Annotated in this window: 15 protein-coding genes and 1 tRNA gene; 8 read left to right on the top strand and 8 right to left on the bottom strand. The window is 63.0% G+C overall.

The genetic code is table 11. The annotated features are described in order from the left end of the window. Nucleotides 1–680: 680 nt before the first annotated feature. Together GC106_RS43050 and GC106_RS43045 are read right to left on the bottom strand one after the other, a co-directional pair. Nucleotides 681–1,880: an MFS transporter gene (locus tag GC106_RS43050; protein WP_173141980.1), complete on the bottom strand. Its 1,200-nt coding sequence runs from the start codon at nt 1,878–1,880 to the stop codon at nt 681–683. 767 nt (nt 1,881–2,647) lie between these two features. Then, nucleotides 2,648–2,983, bottom strand: coding sequence for a hypothetical protein (locus GC106_RS43045; RefSeq protein ID WP_173141979.1), 336 nt, complete (start codon nt 2,981–2,983; stop codon nt 2,648–2,650). Between the two features lie 597 nt (nt 2,984–3,580). On the opposite strand from GC106_RS43045, the gene GC106_RS49850 reads away from it, so the two are divergent. Then, nucleotides 3,581–3,931 (top strand): winged helix-turn-helix transcriptional regulator, encoded by a 351-nt coding sequence (locus GC106_RS49850; protein ID WP_376777825.1) that lies wholly within the window; start codon nt 3,581–3,583, stop codon nt 3,929–3,931. Here GC106_RS49850 and GC106_RS43035 read toward each other — a convergent pair. The 4 genes from GC106_RS43035 to GC106_RS43020 form a co-directional block, all read right to left on the bottom strand. Continuing rightward, nucleotides 3,870–6,602, bottom strand: coding sequence for an MFS transporter (locus tag GC106_RS43035; protein WP_173141977.1), 2,733 nt, complete (start codon nt 6,600–6,602; stop codon nt 3,870–3,872). The genes GC106_RS49850 and GC106_RS43035 overlap by 62 nt on opposite strands. Nucleotides 6,603–7,619: 1,017 nt before the next feature. Beyond that, on the bottom strand, nt 7,620–7,847 hold the full coding sequence (locus GC106_RS43030) for a hypothetical protein (protein WP_173141976.1): 228 nt from the start codon (nt 7,845–7,847) through the stop codon (nt 7,620–7,622). 96 nt (nt 7,848–7,943) lie between these two features. Beyond that, nucleotides 7,944–8,216, bottom strand: a complete 273-nt coding sequence (locus GC106_RS43025) for a hypothetical protein (protein ID WP_173141975.1) — start codon at nt 8,214–8,216, stop codon at nt 7,944–7,946. 248 nt (nt 8,217–8,464) lie between these two features. Then, a tRNA-Met gene (locus GC106_RS43020) sits at nt 8,465–8,538 on the bottom strand. Nucleotides 8,539–8,952: 414 nt separating this feature from the next. Here GC106_RS43020 and GC106_RS49845 point away from each other — a divergent pair. The 7 genes from GC106_RS49845 (at nt 8,953) to GC106_RS42990 (ending at nt 15,759) form a co-directional block, all read left to right on the top strand. Continuing rightward, on the top strand, nt 8,953–9,387 hold the full coding sequence (locus tag GC106_RS49845; protein WP_376777824.1) for a peptidoglycan-binding domain-containing protein: 435 nt from the start codon (nt 8,953–8,955) through the stop codon (nt 9,385–9,387). 101 nt (nt 9,388–9,488) lie between these two features. Beyond that, nucleotides 9,489–10,712 carry a helix-turn-helix domain-containing protein gene (locus GC106_RS43010; protein WP_312873351.1) on the top strand — a complete coding sequence of 408 codons (1,224 nt, stop codon included), beginning with the start codon at nt 9,489–9,491 and terminating at the stop codon, nt 10,710–10,712. A 992-nt stretch (nt 10,713–11,704) separates the two neighbouring features. After that, nucleotides 11,705–12,436 (top strand): hypothetical protein, encoded by a 732-nt coding sequence (locus tag GC106_RS43005; RefSeq protein ID WP_173141972.1) that lies wholly within the window; start codon nt 11,705–11,707, stop codon nt 12,434–12,436. A 725-nt stretch (nt 12,437–13,161) separates the two neighbouring features. Beyond that, nucleotides 13,162–13,770, top strand: a complete 609-nt coding sequence (locus tag GC106_RS43000; RefSeq protein WP_173141971.1) for a MarR family transcriptional regulator — start codon at nt 13,162–13,164, stop codon at nt 13,768–13,770. Continuing rightward, complete coding sequence (locus GC106_RS42995; RefSeq protein ID WP_173141970.1) at nt 13,770–14,180, top strand: hypothetical protein; 411 nt, start codon at nt 13,770–13,772, stop codon at nt 14,178–14,180. The genes GC106_RS43000 and GC106_RS42995 overlap by 1 nt, the downstream gene beginning before the upstream one ends. 282 nt (nt 14,181–14,462) lie before the next feature. Beyond that, nucleotides 14,463–14,999, top strand: coding sequence for a helix-turn-helix domain-containing protein (locus GC106_RS49840; protein ID WP_376777823.1), 537 nt, complete (start codon nt 14,463–14,465; stop codon nt 14,997–14,999). Nucleotides 15,000–15,480: 481 nt separating this feature from the next. After that, complete coding sequence (locus GC106_RS42990) at nt 15,481–15,759, top strand: DUF7341 domain-containing protein (RefSeq protein ID WP_173141969.1); 279 nt, start codon at nt 15,481–15,483, stop codon at nt 15,757–15,759. A gap of 50 nt (nt 15,760–15,809) precedes the next feature. Here the strand turns inward: GC106_RS42990 and GC106_RS42985 are convergent, their stop codons facing one another. After that, the gene (locus GC106_RS42985) at nt 15,810–16,766 is read right to left on the bottom strand and encodes a DUF2637 domain-containing protein (RefSeq protein ID WP_173141968.1); all 957 of its coding nucleotides are present in this window, start codon (nt 16,764–16,766) and stop codon (nt 15,810–15,812) included. Continuing rightward, nucleotides 16,763–17,233 carry a hypothetical protein gene (locus GC106_RS42980; protein WP_173141967.1) on the bottom strand — a complete coding sequence of 157 codons (471 nt, stop codon included), beginning with the start codon at nt 17,231–17,233 and terminating at the stop codon, nt 16,763–16,765. Before GC106_RS42980 ends, GC106_RS42985 begins: the two co-directional genes overlap by 4 nt. Between the last annotated feature and the right edge of the window lie 195 nt (nt 17,234–17,428).

The raw sequence follows: 17,428 nt of genomic DNA, 5'->3' as shown, positions 1-17,428 counted from the left end.
AACTGTGCCACCAGGGCCGATGACGGCGAGTGCGGCAACCAAGACGACCAGGGCACGCTTAACGTGTCGCATAATTTTCTCCTCAGGACGGACTTTCATCAATTTTCGTTGCCGAATCTGTTTGATTTGACCAGGTCTAATCGAGCGGGAGACCAGCCGCTACCAGCAGGTTGGCTGGCGGTACTCCACGTAGTCTTGGTGAACCCACCCGGACCTCGGGTGAACGTACAATGGGCGGTTCTTGAAATAGACGCGCACCCAGACGCCGCTGCGGGCCCAGATATCCACGCGTTCCCCGTAGTTCGCATGACCGAGGGCAGTGCCGCCCGGCGTCTGCCTAATACGCACGCCGTTGCCGCTGATCTGCCAATAGTTCGGATCGCACCTTCGTGCGGCGAGCACGGATACCGTCCCCTCTCGAACCGGCGCTGCCTGGGCAACCTTCTGTGAACCTCCGACACTATTGGTTGTCCGGGCGTGCGCCGAGACTACTCCGGCACTGCACGCCATTGTGAGTGCGAACAGGGCACCAATCAGACGCGTTTTCAAAGACATGAGCCTCCCCTATCACGTGATGATTTTTGTGCAGTCGCAACAAAATAGGCGCGACTGGTTGGGCTACGTCGCGTCAAGGCAAATCTATAAACGAGACGTAAGAATCTTTTCTTGACGAACTTAGTTCACGGCTTGGGCATCCGTGACGGTTCGCGCCGGCGTACCGCGCCGAGATACGCCAACCCCGCAGCGATCACAGCCGCAGCGGCGGCAACGAGTGGCACCGTGCCAACACCCGCGGCCTCGATCACCACGCCACCGACTAGACCGCCGGTCGCCATTCCGGCGTAGACGCTAGAGGCGTTGAGGCTCAACAAGGTGGAACCCTGCTTATTGTCCTTATTGGACAACAACAGTACGTTGGCAGGAACGTAAACCGCCCAGCACGCACCACCCCACACCATCAGAACACCCACCAACCCCACCGGTGAGGCAGCCGCGGCAGTGAGCGCGAGGAGCGCCAAGCAGCTGGTGCCGGTGGCGATCAGCAGCAGCCAGGCCGCGCCCCAACGATCAGTCAACCGACCGCTGATCACGTTGCCAGCGACGGCGCCGAGGCCGTAGGCGGCCAGCATCACGCTTGCTGGCCAGTCGTGCATTGTGGACTCTTGCACCACCAGTGTGATGTAGGTGTAGACGGCGAACGTGCCGGTCGTCGCCATGAACGTAGCGCCAAGCAGACACAAGACTCGTCCATCGCTTGCCGGCGGCCGTTGGTGGAGTGTGCTAGCGACAGTCGAGGCAGTGGCCGCGGTGGGGACTACCACCACGATCGCGGCCGCGGCGAGCAAACATGCCGCCATGACCAGCAGGAACACACCCTGGTAGCCGCCCAGACGGGACAACAGGGCGGTGGTGATCGGGACACCCAGCAATAACGCGACGGTCAACCCACCGATGACAGCGGCTACGGCACGGGCGCGTCGACTCCCGGTGGTGATCGCGGCAGCGGTCGCCGAGGCTGCCGGCACGTACACCGCGACCCCGACCGCGGTGATGATCCGTGCCGTCACCAACAGGGCCAGGCTCGGCGCCATGGCGGTGAACGCGTTGCCGGCCCCAGTGATCAGTAACGCCACCACCGCGATCCGACGTTTCGGCCACGCTCGGGTCAAAGCGACCATCAGAGGTCCGCTCGTCGCGCAGGCCAGCGCGAACAGCGTCACCAGTTGGCCAGCGGCGGCCGGTTCGATCCCGAGGTGCTGGCTGAGCGCGGGCAGTACTCCGGAAACGGAATACCCGCTCGTCCCGGTCGCGGCTGAACCAGCCGCCAAAGGCGCAACCCGCAGCAGAGACACCGGCACGTTCAGGTTCTCGGTACTCATGTTGCCGCCCTGAGCAGGTCGACCCCGATCCGCACGGTCCGACGTGTCGCGCGATCGTGCCACGGTTGCCGGCACGACGGCATGGCCGCGTGCCGCAATGTAGGCAACTGCGGCAGGCTGGTCGCGTCCATGGTCATCGGGTCCGTCCCGATGCGATACGCACGACCGTCTTCCCCGTGAGGAGGCTTTGACCTCTCAGGGTCTCCACCGAATCGACTACCTTGCCCACAGAGATCACAGTGTGATTCCGAGTCGTGTCTACTTCGGGCGCCGCGCGGCGCTTGAGCGCAACGGCGGTGTACACAACCGCCGCCAAGGCTGTGACGACAACAGCGACCGCGAACTGCGCCCGCAGAAGGCGGACCTGGCAGTGTCGCGGGTTCCCGATGGAGGCTGATCGGACAGACAGAGGCATGCACGTCACGTGCTTGGTGTCTGGTCGTGGTTGGTCACCGTCGTTGACCATTAAGGACCTTCCTTCTTGATGGGTGGAGTCGGCGCTTCTGCCGTCGTCTCCCCGATCGAGGTCTGGGCCTTGGATCGGGGAACATGAGAGGTCCAGGCCGGCGCGCGGGGCAGGGCCGAGCCTCGCCGCGAGCGCCGACCTGAACCGTTGTGGTCAGCCCCGCTCTGGCTGACCGCCCTGTCCGGACGGGTGCTCCCGGCCACCCGAGATTCCGGTCAGGGCCACGCGCGTGCAGTCACGCCGGTGTGGCGTGAGGGAACGGCCACACCTCCCAGGGCGCGCGGCACGCGGGTATTTCGGATTAGTGCCGCGGGTTCGCCTTGCTGGTGGCGTCCGTGAGTAGCCGGTCGATTCGTGACTGCGCCTCCAACGGCGCGGTAAGTGCGGCCATGCGGGTAGGCCGCCGGTCACCGGGGCGCATTCGCCACAGCGTCGCGAGCCATGAGGCGTCCGCGACTACGGTGAGGGGCAGGCCGTCAACGCTAGCCACAAGCCTCAGCACGGCACTGTTGTCGGCTTCGGCCCAGACAGCCATCGAATAGGGTTCGGCCATGCCGCTGTACCGTTCGATCACGTCGCGGACGCTCGCGCATTGCACGACGTGGCCAGGTTGGCGACGCTGGATTGGTCCGCTCATCGTCCCTCCCCTGAGATGAGTGGAGCGCCGACCGGTCCGCCTAGTCGGTGAGCTGTGGGCAGACGAACCGGTCGGCTCGTATCCCGGCCGTTGACCGGGGTGGCGACGGCTCCGATCGGTGCGCCGCACCAGCCATGGCTTGCCGAACCGAATGGCGGGCGCACCGATCGGAGTGCGTGACCGGACGCACCCCCTCCCCAGGGCTCCAATGTCCGGCCAGGTCGCCCGCGAACTCCAGACCGAGGCGGTCCACGAGATCTGTCGGGCGTGGCTTATGGGTCACGGGCGGGTGAGACCCCCGTCCATGCGATCTTCCTATCCGGTGACGCCGTCCGGACCCGCCCCTCGTGCAAGAGGATTCAGTTGTGTTGTTCGTTCGGCGAGTCCGGCCGGCATCTGCTTCCATCTCCAGCCCCTGGGGGATGTCTCGCCCGAGGGGTACGGCAGTTGTAGCGACCCGTCAGCGTCTTACCGCAAGGGAAGCGCGCACTTACCTGACGGTGAGTGCGGTGATGTTCACTCGTTCGGACTACGTGCATGTTCGTTCGGTCGTGTCGCGCCAGTCCCGCACACCGGAGGGGTGGTTAGGTCACCTGTGTGGTGGATGAGTCGCGGTACTCACGTGGAGTCCGACAGGCCGCACTGTTGATCAGGCGGCGATGGACAGTGGACGTGCTCACTGCGCTCGCTCCTGGTGAGCGGAGGACGTCAGAGATCAAAGGTCTGGTGAGTGGGTCCGTTTCAGACAAGGTGTTGGCTGAAACGCTCGCGAAGGGCGTGGAGTACGGCTTGCTTGAGCGACGTGTGGTTCAGGGTCGACCTGGTGAGCCTGGGACCGGAGTGTGGTACCAGCTCACCGCCATGGGTAGGTCGTTGTTGGCGGCGCTTAGGCCGGTGGCGGAGTGGGCGCAGCAGTGGGAGCAGAAGCTTCCTCACGTTCCTGACTAGCCGCTGTGGGCCTGGTCGACCCGTCCGCCACGCAGACACGACCACGGCCGTTGTCCTTCGCGGCGAACAGTACGTTGTCGGCGGCTAGGAACACCTCGGAGAGATCGGCGCCATGTGTGGGCCATGCGGCGGCGCCAACGGACACCGACAGGGGTCTGTGCTCGTTGCCGATGGTCAGGTTCGCGATTTGGTCGCGTAGCCGTGTAGCAGCCGGGAGCAGGTCTGCCGTACTGGCGTCCGGCAGCAGCACGACGAACTCATCGCCGCCCCACCTGCCTGCCAGATCTGAACCGCGGGTGCATGCGGCGATAGCTCCGCCGACCAACTTCAACGCCTCATCGCCAGCTAGGTGCCCGTAGGTGTTGTTGATTTCGCGGAATCGGTCGAGATCGAGCAGGAGTACGCCGCATGTGCGGCTGTAGCGTCGGGCGCGCTCAAGCTCGCGGTCGGCCAGTGTCCGCCACGTGGCTGCGTTGAGAAGTCCGGTCTTCGCGTCGGTGGTGGCCAAGTCTTCCAACTGCTTGATCAAGACGGACTTGTGCAGGATGAACAGCGGGACGAAGACCAATACGACCGCCCAAGGCCGGAGCGTCAACAGCAAAGCGGCGATCGTGCCCATGCACAAGGTCGCCAGCTCCAGCACGTTTTCACGGAGGTCGCCGAGCAGATCACTTGCGGACAGCCGCTCACCCGGCCGATAAGCGGCCGCGGATGCCGCAGCCAAGGCGGAGTTGACGACGAAGTACACGAATAGCGCTGCTGCCAACCAGCCAAGCGTCAGTGGCGCGGCGGACGCGACCAGCGGTTGTTCCGGAGCCAGATGGATCAGGACAGAGACTGCGGACACGGTCAAGATCACGTTCGTGGCGTTGTAGATTACTTGGTGCGGACGAACTTCCGGCAGTCGCCGCCAGCTTCGAATCCACATGTGCCCGTACAGGGCTATCGCTACGGCCGCCGCCAGACTCACTGGCAGGACTAGCGCCGCACCGCACGTCCACACCGAACTCAGATTGACGTGAGGCGGGTGAGTGCTTCGCCGTCGAAGTCGCTCGACGGTGCGGGTCATCTCGGCTGCGACCAGTCCTAGCACGGCCAACGTAGTGCAGAGCAGCACGTCGTGCCTAGTCACCGGTTGTGTCCACGCGCTGTACGCGATGATCGCGACCGCTGCTGTTTCCGCAGTTAGCAGCAGCCCAATTGCTACAGGGCGCCGTGACCACAGCGCCCAACCCTTCACCCCTGGACGGTCAGAACGCCGAGACTGGCGCGTACGCCTGCGGTCATCCGTCATACTGTCCGCGCTTCCATATCCAGCCGGTGCGCCCTCCATCCCGCTGGTTGAGGGTTCACCGGACGACCGCTCAGTTCCCCGGGAGGATGTCGTGGCCAATAAGGACACCTGATCGTCAGCAAGATTCCCATCATGAGCTTCGGCGTCATCGTCGTCGCGGGCCGTGCGACGACGATGACGTTCCCGGGTAGCGACCAGTGCCGCCAGCAGGACCGCCAGGGTGCCCAGACCACCGGCGGCTGCAACCGCGGACACTGGGCCAACTCGTTCCGCCAGCAACCCGCCGGCGAGGATCGCTATACCCTGTGAGGCGTACAAGCACGTTGTGTACCGGCCCATCACCAGGCCAAGCCGATGATGAGGAGTCCGCTGCACCACCACGGGCTGCAACCGAAGCAGGTAGATCGTCGACAATGCACCCGAAATCGCCCACAATAGCGCCACGAGCGCCAGACTTGGCTGTGCGAGGCAGACCACGAGCGGCAGACCCGCCAAGGCCGCTGGCACGATGACCCCGCCAAGGCCATTGTTCGAGTGGGGGAGTCGGCTCTCCAGCCACGCACCGACAATGCTGCCCGCCGGGTCGGCAGCCATCAAAAGCCCTACCGCCACCGATCCCATCCCCAGCGTGACTGCGTACGGCGCTGCCAGTCCCTCTGGCACCACGAACAGGCCAGTCAGGCAGACCAGGGCGAACGGCACCAGCAGTTGACCACGTTGGTGCGCGACCCAGTCATCCGTGCCGACGGTGCCGCCTTCTTTGCCGCGGGGAGCCAGGGCAGGGGAGGGTCGACGCCGGACACGTGTGGCAACGACGAACGCGGCAACCGCGAACGTCCCGGCATTGATCAGCATCGCTCCGGCCGGGCTCACCGCCACGACCAAGGCCCCGCCAGCGCCGAACCCGACCAATTGTGCCGTCTGGTTGCTGATTACCCGTACCGCAAGTCCCCGCTTGTACTGGCCCTCGCCGACTAGTACTTCGGGCAGCAACGCCTGCTGTGCGGCCTTGAATGGGGCGCCGGCCAAAGTCAAGGCGATCACGGTTGCCCACAGCGCCCAGAGTGGTAGGACTGGAACCGCCATCACTGCGGCCAGCCCTGCTCGAATGAGATCAGTGGCTACCAGGACTGTGCGCCGCGGCCACCGGTCGGCCAATCCAGACAACAACCAGCCGCCGACCAGTGCAGGCACGAACGTCAGTGCATACGTCAGCGCTGTCGCGCTTGCCGAACCAGTTCGGCTGAATACCAACAACGCCAGGGCAACCCGCGCGAGTTGGTCACCAGCAACAGATAGCACCTCGGCGACCCACAGCGCCCGAAACTCCGGTACGCGCAGCACTGTGCCGAGCCCCGGCGACCGCGCCTCCGTCATCTGGCCTCCCCTGCACCCAGCCCGCGCGGCAACTCCGCAAGCCGTCCCCCCGTCTGAAGAAGGTCCACGTTAGGCCGCAGATCACCCGAACCGTGCCAGCACAGTGGACATTCAACCGGATCGTAGTAACGGACTTACGCTCCGCCACTGACTCTTTGGGGGTCAGCAGGTGTTTCCGCAGCTGGTACACCCGCTCGAACATTCGGGGGAGGTGTTGCCGCAACTCTTCGTAATCAACAACATGTGAAGGGTGTCGCCTCTGTCAGTTGATAACTGTGGCAACTAACGTGCCGCAGTGCCGCGAGGACGGCAACCAACGTGCCGCAGTGCCGCGAGGACGGCAACCAACGTGCCGCAGTGCCGCGAGGGCGGCAACTGCCCTGGGACAGGTGGGGGCAGCGGCTGGCCCGAATAGGTCCGGGCTTATGGGGTGCCGCGGGGGGTGCTCGGCTGACCGGTGGCCGGGTGCGTGATCTTCAATCGCCGGATGGTTCTAGTGATCAACTAAGCGATGTTGACCATGGTCCTCCACCGCGCGACTGTTACACGATTGACACATGACAGGTAAGCGGTAGCACACGGCCCCGGGGTCTCAACCCCGGGGCCGTTGTCACATGTTGCGTTGCAGTCTGCGCTACATCGTCACTGCATGTTTGGTGACGATCTTCTCAGGCTCGTTGTGGTTGTCACCCCCGTTTGGCGACGTACGCACCACGTGTAGGTACAACTCGACACCATCGGTGCCCGTGACTTTGATACCGGTAATGGCGTCGTCTACGGCGTAGGTGTCAACGCTTGCAACGTCCGGGAGACCGATGATCTTTTCCCGCAAGTAGTCCTTAAAACGCTCTACGCGCAACGTTCGCCCCTCTGTCTAGTTCGCCGTTTGTCCGCTACCCGGGCACGTTTCACGGCTGCCGTCAGGTTTCTGATGCTGCCCTACCGTGTCCCCTCTACTGCCTGCCGCAACCTGGCCACACGAGGGACAGCGGCCCTTAGGTGTCTCCGCAGCCACGGCTAGAGCGCCTCCTTGGGAAGGTTGTAAGGGGCATGCCGGGGGATGTTCGGCCCAGTCACCTGCTGAACCATGACGAACGTCCTAGCACCGTTGGCAAACTCGGTACGGACACGCGTGTGGCGCGTGTCCCGCTCGTCCGTGGCCACTCGGTCTACTGAGACGATCTCGGGATGATCATCAGCCTCTATGGCCTTGACCAGCAGATTCTCAAACTCGCGTATCCGCATCCCTGCATCGTAGCCGCGGGATTGGCGGCTAGTTAACGCGACAGGCTGAGCGGCTAGACACATGATCGCCAGACGTTGAACGGGCCGTGTCGCGGCTCACTCCGATGGCGCGGCAGGCTGAGCGGCAAGGCGCATGACTGCTGCCATCAGCCACTCAGATATGTGTTGCGCCTGAACGGTTTCTAGGTTGTGCTCACGGCCAAACATCAGCGTGGACAGCGCCCACGTGTCGGCCGGACGACGGCCACTTTGGATCTTGCGCACCGTGTCAACAAGCTCGTCAACCGTCCTGTCGACGTCCGCGTACGCGCGGTCAACATCATCTATCGCCATCGACGACGGCGAAGCGGCATCGTCAGTTGAGCCCATGACATCGATTCTATGGGTTGACTGCACTGGTTGGGACCCCGTCAGTCACGAGTCACGACGTCGAAGGTCTTCGGCGACGTATGCACACGGTTGAGTATTGGAATATTCCGCGCTCGCGTAGCTTGACTGCTATGACAAGACTTGACTGATTATCCATGCGCGTACTCGAAGGTGACTAGCGCGAACCCTTTAAGTGTGCGCATCCATCAAAAGAGCCCCGGTTGATTGACCGGGGCTCGTGGCGTGAGTGGCACCGGGCGGATTCGAACCGCCGACCTCTGAGTTATGAGCCCAGCGAGCTACCCGACTGCTCTACGGTGCGCCGTCATTCACATTGTTCGGTCCCATTCTAGGCGCTTATCGTTGCCGCATGACTGAACCAATTGATCCGGCTGACGAACCGGTTGCGCAGTCGGCTGGCGAAGAGAGCCACGAAGACCCCGACCGGCTCCGGGGCGACGACGCAGAAGCACCCCAGAACCCCGAGACTGACTCGCAGGTGTCCTAAGGTGGCCTGGCGCCTGGCGGGCGCCCTGGTGGCCTTTCGGAACGCTGTAAACACGCGTTGGCCGACCAGGGACCGGACGAGCGACGGCACCATCGGCGACGCGGCACACGCTAGCCGCTCGTCCGATCACAACCGTGGATCGTCGTTGACGGTGTCGGTGTCGTCCGGGCAATCGACGTCGACCGGGGCGGCATCGATGCCGCGTGGCTTGCCGAACAGGTCCGGCTGATGGGTGCCGCGGGGGACGCCCGGCTAGTCGGTGGCGGGTACGTGATCTACAACCGCAGGATCACCCGCGCTGACTGGCGCGGCTGGTCCACATACACCGGAAGCAACCCCCACACGAGCCACGTGCACGTGAGCTTTTCCCGCAACCGCAGCGGTTTTGATGACTCCCGGGGGTGGGGTTTCGGTACGTCATCTGACGTACCCGCACCACCTTCGAGCGGACGGCCCACGCTACAAGTTGGGTCACGCGGCGAAGCTGTGAAGAGCCTGCAACGCACCCTGAACCGCTGGTATCCCGGCATGACACCCCTGGTCGTTGACGGCGACTTCGGCCCCGCCACCAAAGGACGTGTCGTCTACTTCCAACAGCGTGCGGGACTCACAACAGGCGGCATCGTGGGACCACGGACATGGGCAGCACTTGGGTACAGGTGACTGCGGGTACCCTTACTGTTGCACCTCTTCGCGGAGGGACGCCCCCGGTCGACGGGTCGGGGGCACGCGGAGGGGGGTCTACCGCGAAGAGGGTGGTCCTGGTGGCCGACGAACTTGAGGGATTGACCATCGGTGAGCGGATTCAAGCGGTCCGCGAACGCAAAGGAAAGTCGCGCCCAGTTGTTGCCGGTTTGGTGGGTCGTTCCACGGAGTGGCTGAAATCCGTTGAAAGGGGTAAGCGCGGAGCTCCTGACGTCCACATGTTGATTAAGCTCGGTGAGGTGCTCGGGGTGAATGACCTGTCCGAGCTAACCGGCGATGAGACGATCCGCATGGGGCTTGAGCGGCGCAGCGGTCACCCGGTGGTCGACGATATGCGTGACGCAATCGAGTCAGTGACGCTTTCGCCATCGCTAGGTCCGCCGCCGAACCCGGATGTCCTATGCGCTCGTACCGCCGACGCGTGGAACTTGTGGCACACATCAGCAACGCCGCGCGCCTCTGCTGGTGCCGTGCTTCCGCAGATCATTCGTGACGGACGTCGCGCAGTCCGGGTACTCGATGGGGACGACCGGCGTCGGGCATATACGGCGCTCGCTGGCGCATATGCGCTATCTGAACAGGTATTGGCGTGGGTGGCTGATTCGGCGCTGTTGTGGCTTGCCGCCGACCGGTGCATGGACGCCGCTCAACAGGCGGACGATCCGGAAACTATGGCGTCGGCCGCATGGGTACTCGGGAATGTATGGAGAGCCACGGGACGTGAAGAGGAAGCCTGGAACCTCGTTGACGACGGTGCGGCGTTGCTCGAACCACGGCTCAATGACGGCCCGGACAGCACACGCGCTCTTTGGGGCGCCTGTCGTCTACACGCGTCAATCACGCTTGCTCGCATGGGCCGTGAGGGAGACGCCCTTCGTGGGCTTGATGATGCTCAGAAGATGGCGGAACGCGTTCCTGAGCAGTACGCGCACCCGTGGACCTTGTTCGGACGGGCGAACGCGGCTCTTACAGGTGTATCGGTTCAAGTCGATCTTCGTAAGACTGGCACGGCTTTGGAGTACGCAAGTCGGGTAGACCCGGACGATATTCCGTCCGTCGACCGACGAGCCCGCCTCTGGTTGGAGACGAGTCGTGCGTACCAACAACGCGGCGACGCTACGAGCGCACTTCATGTGTTGGAGAAGGCCACGAACATCAGTACGGAATCGATGGCTAGTCATCCCCTGTCACGGGGTATCGCCGGATGGCTCGTCACGTCCGGTGGTCGACTCATTGAGCGGGAGTCGCGAGCTTTGGCGAAGCGCATCGGCGTGAACGTCTAAACGCGTAAAGGGGTACAGTTTGTACCCCCTGACGGCGGGTGCAGCGATGTACCCGCCGTCCTTTTGTGTCCGTTCGACACTCTGCACCGTGATCGTCTCCGTACACACCGCGCTTGCGGCTCTCGCCAGTGGTGAAGCCGCGATACCGGTTACCGGTGACGTCGCAATTTTGATCTTGCTTGGCGTGGTCGCGCTCATTGCAGTGGGGTGTGCGAGAGGCGGCCCCCGCCGATGAGCATGCACATTCACGTCACCAAGCGCCCCGCTGTGTCTCTAATGCCCGGTACCCCGGTCCCCGGGGCAGTAGGGACCGCGTCAGGGCGGGGTAAGGCCATGGCGGTTGAATCTCCCGCGGGGTTTCCGTCATGGCCGCTAAACGTTGGCTCGCGGTTGACGCTGCACCGTCCCGACGAGCCGCGTGTGTACCGGTCTGCCTTCCGCGCGGTACGCACCCTAGGGGGTGGGCAGGGCAACGAGTTGCCGCCGATTACCTTGTCTCGGCGAACTAAGCCGTTGCCTTGTCTGCAATACCCATGGTGGGGTTCCGGTTTCTGCCCTGGCGCTGGGAACCCCACCATGGGGCAACGGGGTGATGCAGTGTGACTGCGCGCCCTTTGTCTTCGTTCACCGTGTTGGACTTCAACGACGCCCAACTGGACGGTAGGGCATGTGCGATCTGTCGAGTGGTCTTTCAGCACGACATGGACGCAGAGCCTCTGTCTTTTGGTGCGCCACACGTCTATAGGCAATGCGTCGACGCGGTTAGCTGCTTACGCCGATTCATTCCGCGTTACCGCGCAGTCTTAGAAAGCTCCGGGCTGTTAATCAGCCCAGGCAAGGGTCACGACGTCAACAGCGGTTAAGTCACACCAGCAACGTTGCCCCCCGGCTTGCAGGTGTCGGCACGCTGGTTCTTCGTGCACTCGACGTCGTGACCCTTCACAAATCGTCACCCAATCCCCAAGCGAAGACAGAGAGGGTTGTCCCCCGACATGCAACTGATCGAAAGGCTAAAGCGGGTCATCACCGTGAAGCCCCCGGACGCTGGCGCCCCGCTTACTTGGGTGGACGATTCGATCAGCGAACGCGTCAAAAGCACGTCGCCGGTCCGCGCCTACGCCGTGGCGTGTGGCTTGCTACTGAGTGTGTGGGGCTTCAATTACGTCAGCGTTGCCGTCATCGTGACGGAAGGCCGTCAGGCCCTTGGTACCCCTGATCAACTGGTGTTGTGGTTGCGTGCCATCGTGTCGGCTGCCATCGGTGTAGTCGTTCCATTGTTGGTGTTGGGGCCTCGCCCGTTGGGCTTGACGAAGCCGTTCGATGCGAAGCGGTTCATGGACACATTCATGTTTGGCTCAACCGCAATGGGCTTGGGTCTCGTGGCGATGAACGGGCTGATATGGCTTGGTGCGCCCGCTCCGCCTGACAACGGCCTTGCGCCTAGTGCGGTGTTTACGTCGGCACTGCCCGAAGAGCTGGTTGTGGTTGCCGTGGTCGTCGTTCTCACATGGGCGCGACGATCCATCTTCGAAATCGCAGCATTCGTGATAGCTGCCCGCGTCGCCTACCACGCCCATTATGGCATCGCGGGCATGGGCAGTATCTGCATCTGGGCAACCGCGTTTGTTCTCCTATGGTTCAGGTATCGCAACCTGCCAGGCTTGATCGCGGCGCATTACGTCTACAACGTCTTTGGGCTAATCGCGACGTCATTGCGTCCGTAACCATGCAGCGCACTGAGAGGAGACCGGTAGATGGCGACAGCCGAGACAGTGAACGGCGCAGCCGTGATGGGCGGGTTCGCGGGCGACAACAGCGGCAAGCAGTACACCGAAGATCAACGCTTGGGGCGGTGCTGCATGCGGTGTGATCGCCGGTTCGCACGACCTGACGAAGCCGAAAAGCCAAGCCCACCCATGTTGCCGCAAACGAACATGCGCGTTTGTCGCGACCGGGTGAAGTGCGTCGCCCGAACATGCCGCGGCTGACACCACAGACCGGCCGATGGCGGGTGCACACCCCAGCAGACCATTCAGCCCTGCCATCGGCCTTCCAACTTTGACAGCCGGTTTGCCGCGATCAATCGGCTGTCAAAGAGGGGCGCCCTTCCCTCCCAGCGCCCCGACCGTGGCCGGTAGCCCAATGTCCAGGCGACCGGTCACAAACACCCTTCCAAGGACGGGCGTTAACGCCTTCACTCTTCTTGTGGCGAAGAGCGGTCATGATCCCGACGCGATACCGGGTAGCCGTTTCTGCGTTTCCGTCCTTGGAAGGGCCTTTCTAAGCACTGTTCACGGGATCGAGAGCGCGTTATGCACCGGATACTAGTAGCGGCGACCACTGTCGCCCTGGCGGTCACGCTTACCGCTGACAACGTCCATCCTGTCAGGGTGGCCGCGCCGCCAGCCTGGTGCGATCCCGGCACACGATGCGCACCGGGGGCAGTACGGTGAGCAAACCGTTCACGCTTACTCAGCAAGTGGTGATGAAACTTGCGCAGGCAGACGCGCCAATCACCTTCCAAGAGTTGACAGGAAAGCTGCACGGCGTACGTGACGAATCGGTCCGCGCCAGTTTGCGTTCTGCTGAGACCCAAGGCTTTGTGTCCCGCATTAACGGCGACACTGACACACCCAGCTTTGCGCCCACGGAGAATGGCACAAAGGTTGTACGACTACTCTATGCCATGCCTATCGAATACGCGGGTAGGTCCCTCAAAGAATGTCTGTCAGCCGCCAATGGGTCGCAGGCGCCTGTCGTTGCCCAGGTAGAGGTTAGCGAAAGCTTTCCTAAAATACTTGTGGCGCTCGTGGACAAGCCTGGTGGTGCCACACCTTCCGTCATTGAAGCCGAAACCCGCTTGGCGCCACACGCGTTGTTCAGAGCCCTTGCCACAATGATCGAAAACGGCCTCGTTAACAGGCCAGTGATGAAACCGTGTGAAAAATCCGACGAACAGTCTGACACTCCCGGGCCGACTTACGTGTTGACCAGTAGCGGCTACACGGCGGCAACCGACGAGCTTGCGAAGCGTAAGCGAAACTCAGGGATTAGGTGATGAGCAACGAAGAGCCGCCCATTGCGTGGAGTTTTAAGCGGTTCCATGCGGAACGTACGTTGAAGACCCATCGTATCCTCGTAACGCTTTTCCATGGTGGATGGGCAATGGATGGTGCCATGATCGCAGACGCACTGGCCGGCGAAGACCTTAGTTTTGTACTTGAAAGCCTAAGATACTTGCAGTCACGAAACCTCGTCTCATTCCGCGGAATAAACGGTCAAAAGTACTTCACGCTGACAGAACTTGGTATGCACGTGGCCCGCTTGATCACCAGCCATGCGCCTGAAGACGTGGAATACCTGTCCCTGACAGCGCTGATCGTCATTGTCAGCTTGCCGAACCATCGGCCCTACCAGTCGGTGCGACTGCCGAAGAAAGCCGACGTATTCGGCGAACCACGCACCTAGCCGCCGCACCCCTCCCGGACGCATTATGTGTGCGGGAGGTTCACCAACTATGGCATGCGCCAGCAACTTCAAACTGTACCACCCGGTCGCAACATGCGAATGGTGCGGTAAAGGCTCGTATACGAGCCGCACGGCCGCCCGAAGCGCCAGCCGCCGTCACCACCTCGGGCAGCCGCTCAACGCATACAGGTGCCCAGTGACAGAGGGCATATGGCACTACGGAACCCTGCCGTCAGGTGGCAGGGGACAAGCACGGCGATCACAGAATGAGAAGGTGAGAAAATGGCACGTGGGAACTACGAATGGCGCGAACATATGAATAGCTGGCGAATCCTCTATGACGACGGGAAAGGTGATTCCATACGCAAGATAGCCAAAGATAGCGGGTTCTCCTTCGGAACCGTTCGCACGGCGTTGATCGAAGCGGGCGCGGACATTCCGCCACCAGGGGGCCGCGCTGGACGGCCACGAACGCCCCGCCATCCGGATGCGGCTGTCCGTCAAGCGATGATGACTAAGGCAGCTTGGGCAGTACTCCACGTGCTCAACTCGCAGGAAAGACGGTTTCGGATTCGCGAGATCCGGGATTATGTCACTAGCACCGCTAATGACGTGCAGGTCGGGGCGCGCACGCTAGAGATGCGCGGATATGCTGAGAAGTCAGTTGTCGATCGCGTAGGGTGGTATAAAATAACCGCTAGTGGCCAAGAAGCGGTGAAAACAGAGCCTGCCCCCGACATCTACCGGCCTATAAAAGGGTCCGTGTTCGCGACGGACCGTGCCGCTTGGGACGATCGAGCAAGACGGCGCGGGAAGTGACGATGACGTACCCGCCGAAGACCGATGGCTGAACGGCATGAAGTGCCCGCGTGGCAAGTGTTCGCGCATGATTGGGCACGACGCTATACGGATCGCGGAGAGTCGGTGCAGCAGATCGCCGAAAGTTCGCAGTTCTCCCGCGCCGTAGTGCAAGGGGCGCTTTGGTGGGCGGGCGTGGAAATGCGCGCAGCCAAAAACAGACCGCGCCAGTGTAAAATGCCTCAAGAGGTAGCGGCCGTGCTTATCGTCCTAGATCCGTCGCGGGCGATGACAATTGCGGAACTACGAAAGCTTATGAACGTTTCATACGATGACATGGACCGGCGTATCGGCCACTTAGAACTGTGCGGCTTCGTACAGCGTGCCCGCCAGTCGCGCGTCAGACTCACGCACAGCGGCTGCGAGGCGGCCAAGCGATACAAAGATTCCGGGCCGCCGATAGATGGCGGCACGTCGCCCTAGCGCTGCATGATGGGCGTCAATGAGCACGCTTGACGCCCGGCTGCTCGTCGACGCCCGACAGAGGCCTCGTGAGCACACCCGGGACCTCATCGACCCCCAGACAGTCGCCATAGCCAGGGATGATGACACCGTCACTCGGCACGTCGGCCCATCCCTCATGGCGCAGCTCAGGGCGGCCGTCGCCACGGGCGACGAGACTGGCCTAGGCGCCCGCGGGCGTGGCCGCCCCTTGGTCATCGTCGCGGGCGCCTACGACCTGTTGGCAGACGTCACGGCCGACGACGCTGACTGGCCATGATGCGAGCCTGGCGGCACCGATGACCGGATACGCGTGTCTGTCAAATCGAGTCAATCCCAGGCACGGTGTGATGGGTCGTGTGGTTGGTGGAGAGGCGTTAGGTGGGTGCGGCGGGCGGCCCGGATTTGGTAGCGGCCCCATCGTTCGCTCATGCCGTACATATCGGCGAGTTCTCGGCCGGTGCAGGGTAGGCCGTCGTTGAGGGTGGTGAGGTAGCGCTGTCGGGCGGCTTGTCGGATGGCTGCGCCGTTGTCCTCGTCACGGTTGGGGACGGCTGTTAGGGCCGGTGCGGGTGCCGTCGTGGTCGCTGTTGCGGGGGGTGAGTTGTGTGGTGTGTCAGCTGCTGGCGTTGTGTTGTGGCTGGTGTGTCCTGCCGTGGATGCTGCGTCTGATGGCAGGGTGGCACGGTGGGTTGCCGTGGTCGGTTTGCCTGGTGGCAGGGTGGTGATTGGTGCTGATGTCGGTTGGGGGTGGGCGGTGGTTCGTGTGCTGGTGGTGTGGAATTGGTTCATGAGTAGTTCGTAGGCCAGGAGTAGGGCGATGGGTGGCCAGGCGGCTACGGCTCTGCCGATGAGGGTGGGTTGGGCTGCGGCGATGTTGGCGGCGAGTGATGCGGAGATCCCGAGGAGCATGCTGGTCCAGGCCAGCCAACCGGCTTTCATGCCGGCACGGCGCCGCACGACCATGGTCATGCTTGCTGCGACGACAAGGCCATCGATCGCGAGCGGCACGAGCCACGCGCGCCATCCTTCACCGGCGCGTGCGGCGAGTTCGTACATGTGCATGAAACTGACGACTGCGGCCACTGCGGCAACGACGCTGACCGCGGCGACGGTGGTCACCTGGACGGCGTTGCGTGCTTTTGCCGGTGCGATGGCGTGGGGTGGGTCGGCCGTGATGGTGTTCTGTGGCTGATGGTCCGGGGTGTCGAGGTGGATTTGCGCGGTGTTGGGAGCGGTGGCCGTGTCGGCTTCGGTGTCGGGTGCCGAGGAGGGCGCGGTGGTCACTGGGCCACCGCCTGGGCGAGCATGGACAGTTCGCGGGCGTGGGTGTCGGTGAGTCCGAGGGTGCCCGACCAGCGTCGTAGATTGATCTGGTCGGTGATCCAGGCGTGGAATCCGCTGCGCGCTTCTGTTTCGGTGATGTCCATTGCGGTAGCGACGTCGGTCCAGGACTCGACGGCGCCTGCGCGAAGCAGTTCGGCGACGACGCACCAGCGGCTTGCGGTGATTTCTCGTGCGATTCGCGCGCTGTAGGCCAACTCGGCGAACAAGTCGTCGGGACTGACGTCCATTTCAGGTGAGTGGTGGGCGATGAAGGTTCGATGGCTGATTTCGGACCACTGCTGTAGCAGGGAACTGACCGCTTGGGACGGGATGTGGTGCGGGCTGCGGATCTTCTCGTGGTTGGGTTGGGTGTTGTCGGTGGGGTTGTGCCGTGGCGTGGGAGCGGGGTTGGTGGATGTGTTGGTCATGGCTGGGATCTCCCGTCCAGTCCCCGGCGCCGTGGTCACTGTGACCAGGGCGCCGGGGTCGTGTGTGGACAGTGGGTGAGGTTCAGAGGTTGGTCGTGTCCGTTGACGAGGGGCCACCGGGACGTGTCCAGGTGTCGGGTTGTTCGCCGTGACGGCGTAGCCAGCCCTGTAGTTCCTCGGGTGTGGTGTCCAACA

Origin of the sequence: Kibdelosporangium persicum (genome assembly GCF_013280595.1) — a bacterium.
GTDB classification, from domain to species: domain Bacteria; phylum Actinomycetota; class Actinomycetes; order Mycobacteriales; family Pseudonocardiaceae; genus Kibdelosporangium; species Kibdelosporangium persicum.
The sequence above is the reverse complement of the archived record's forward strand: the minus strand, read 5'-3'. Positions and strand labels throughout refer to the sequence as shown.

Coding starts and splice junctions, on each gene's coding strand:
- GC106_RS43050 (WP_173141980.1), bottom strand. CDS start 1,880: ATGAGTACCGAGAACCTGAACGTGCCGGTGTCTCTGCTGCGGGTTGCG.
- GC106_RS43045 (WP_173141979.1), bottom strand. CDS start 2,983: ATGAGCGGACCAATCCAGCGTCGCCAACCTGGCCACGTCGTGCAATGC.
- GC106_RS43035 (WP_173141977.1), bottom strand. CDS start 6,602: ATGACGGAGGCGCGGTCGCCGGGGCTCGGCACAGTGCTGCGCGTACCG.
- GC106_RS43030 (WP_173141976.1), bottom strand. CDS start 7,847: ATGCGGATACGCGAGTTTGAGAATCTGCTGGTCAAGGCCATAGAGGCT.
- GC106_RS43025 (WP_173141975.1), bottom strand. CDS start 8,216: ATGGGCTCAACTGACGATGCCGCTTCGCCGTCGTCGATGGCGATAGAT.
- GC106_RS49845 (WP_376777824.1), top strand. CDS start 8,953: ATGGGTGCCGCGGGGGACGCCCGGCTAGTCGGTGGCGGGTACGTGATC.
- GC106_RS43005 (WP_173141972.1), top strand. CDS start 11,705: ATGCAACTGATCGAAAGGCTAAAGCGGGTCATCACCGTGAAGCCCCCG.
- GC106_RS42995 (WP_173141970.1), top strand. CDS start 13,770: ATGAGCAACGAAGAGCCGCCCATTGCGTGGAGTTTTAAGCGGTTCCAT.
- GC106_RS49840 (WP_376777823.1), top strand. CDS start 14,463: ATGGCACGTGGGAACTACGAATGGCGCGAACATATGAATAGCTGGCGA.
- GC106_RS42990 (WP_173141969.1), top strand. CDS start 15,481: ATGAGCACGCTTGACGCCCGGCTGCTCGTCGACGCCCGACAGAGGCCT.
- GC106_RS42980 (WP_173141967.1), bottom strand. CDS start 17,233: ATGACCAACACATCCACCAACCCCGCTCCCACGCCACGGCACAACCCC.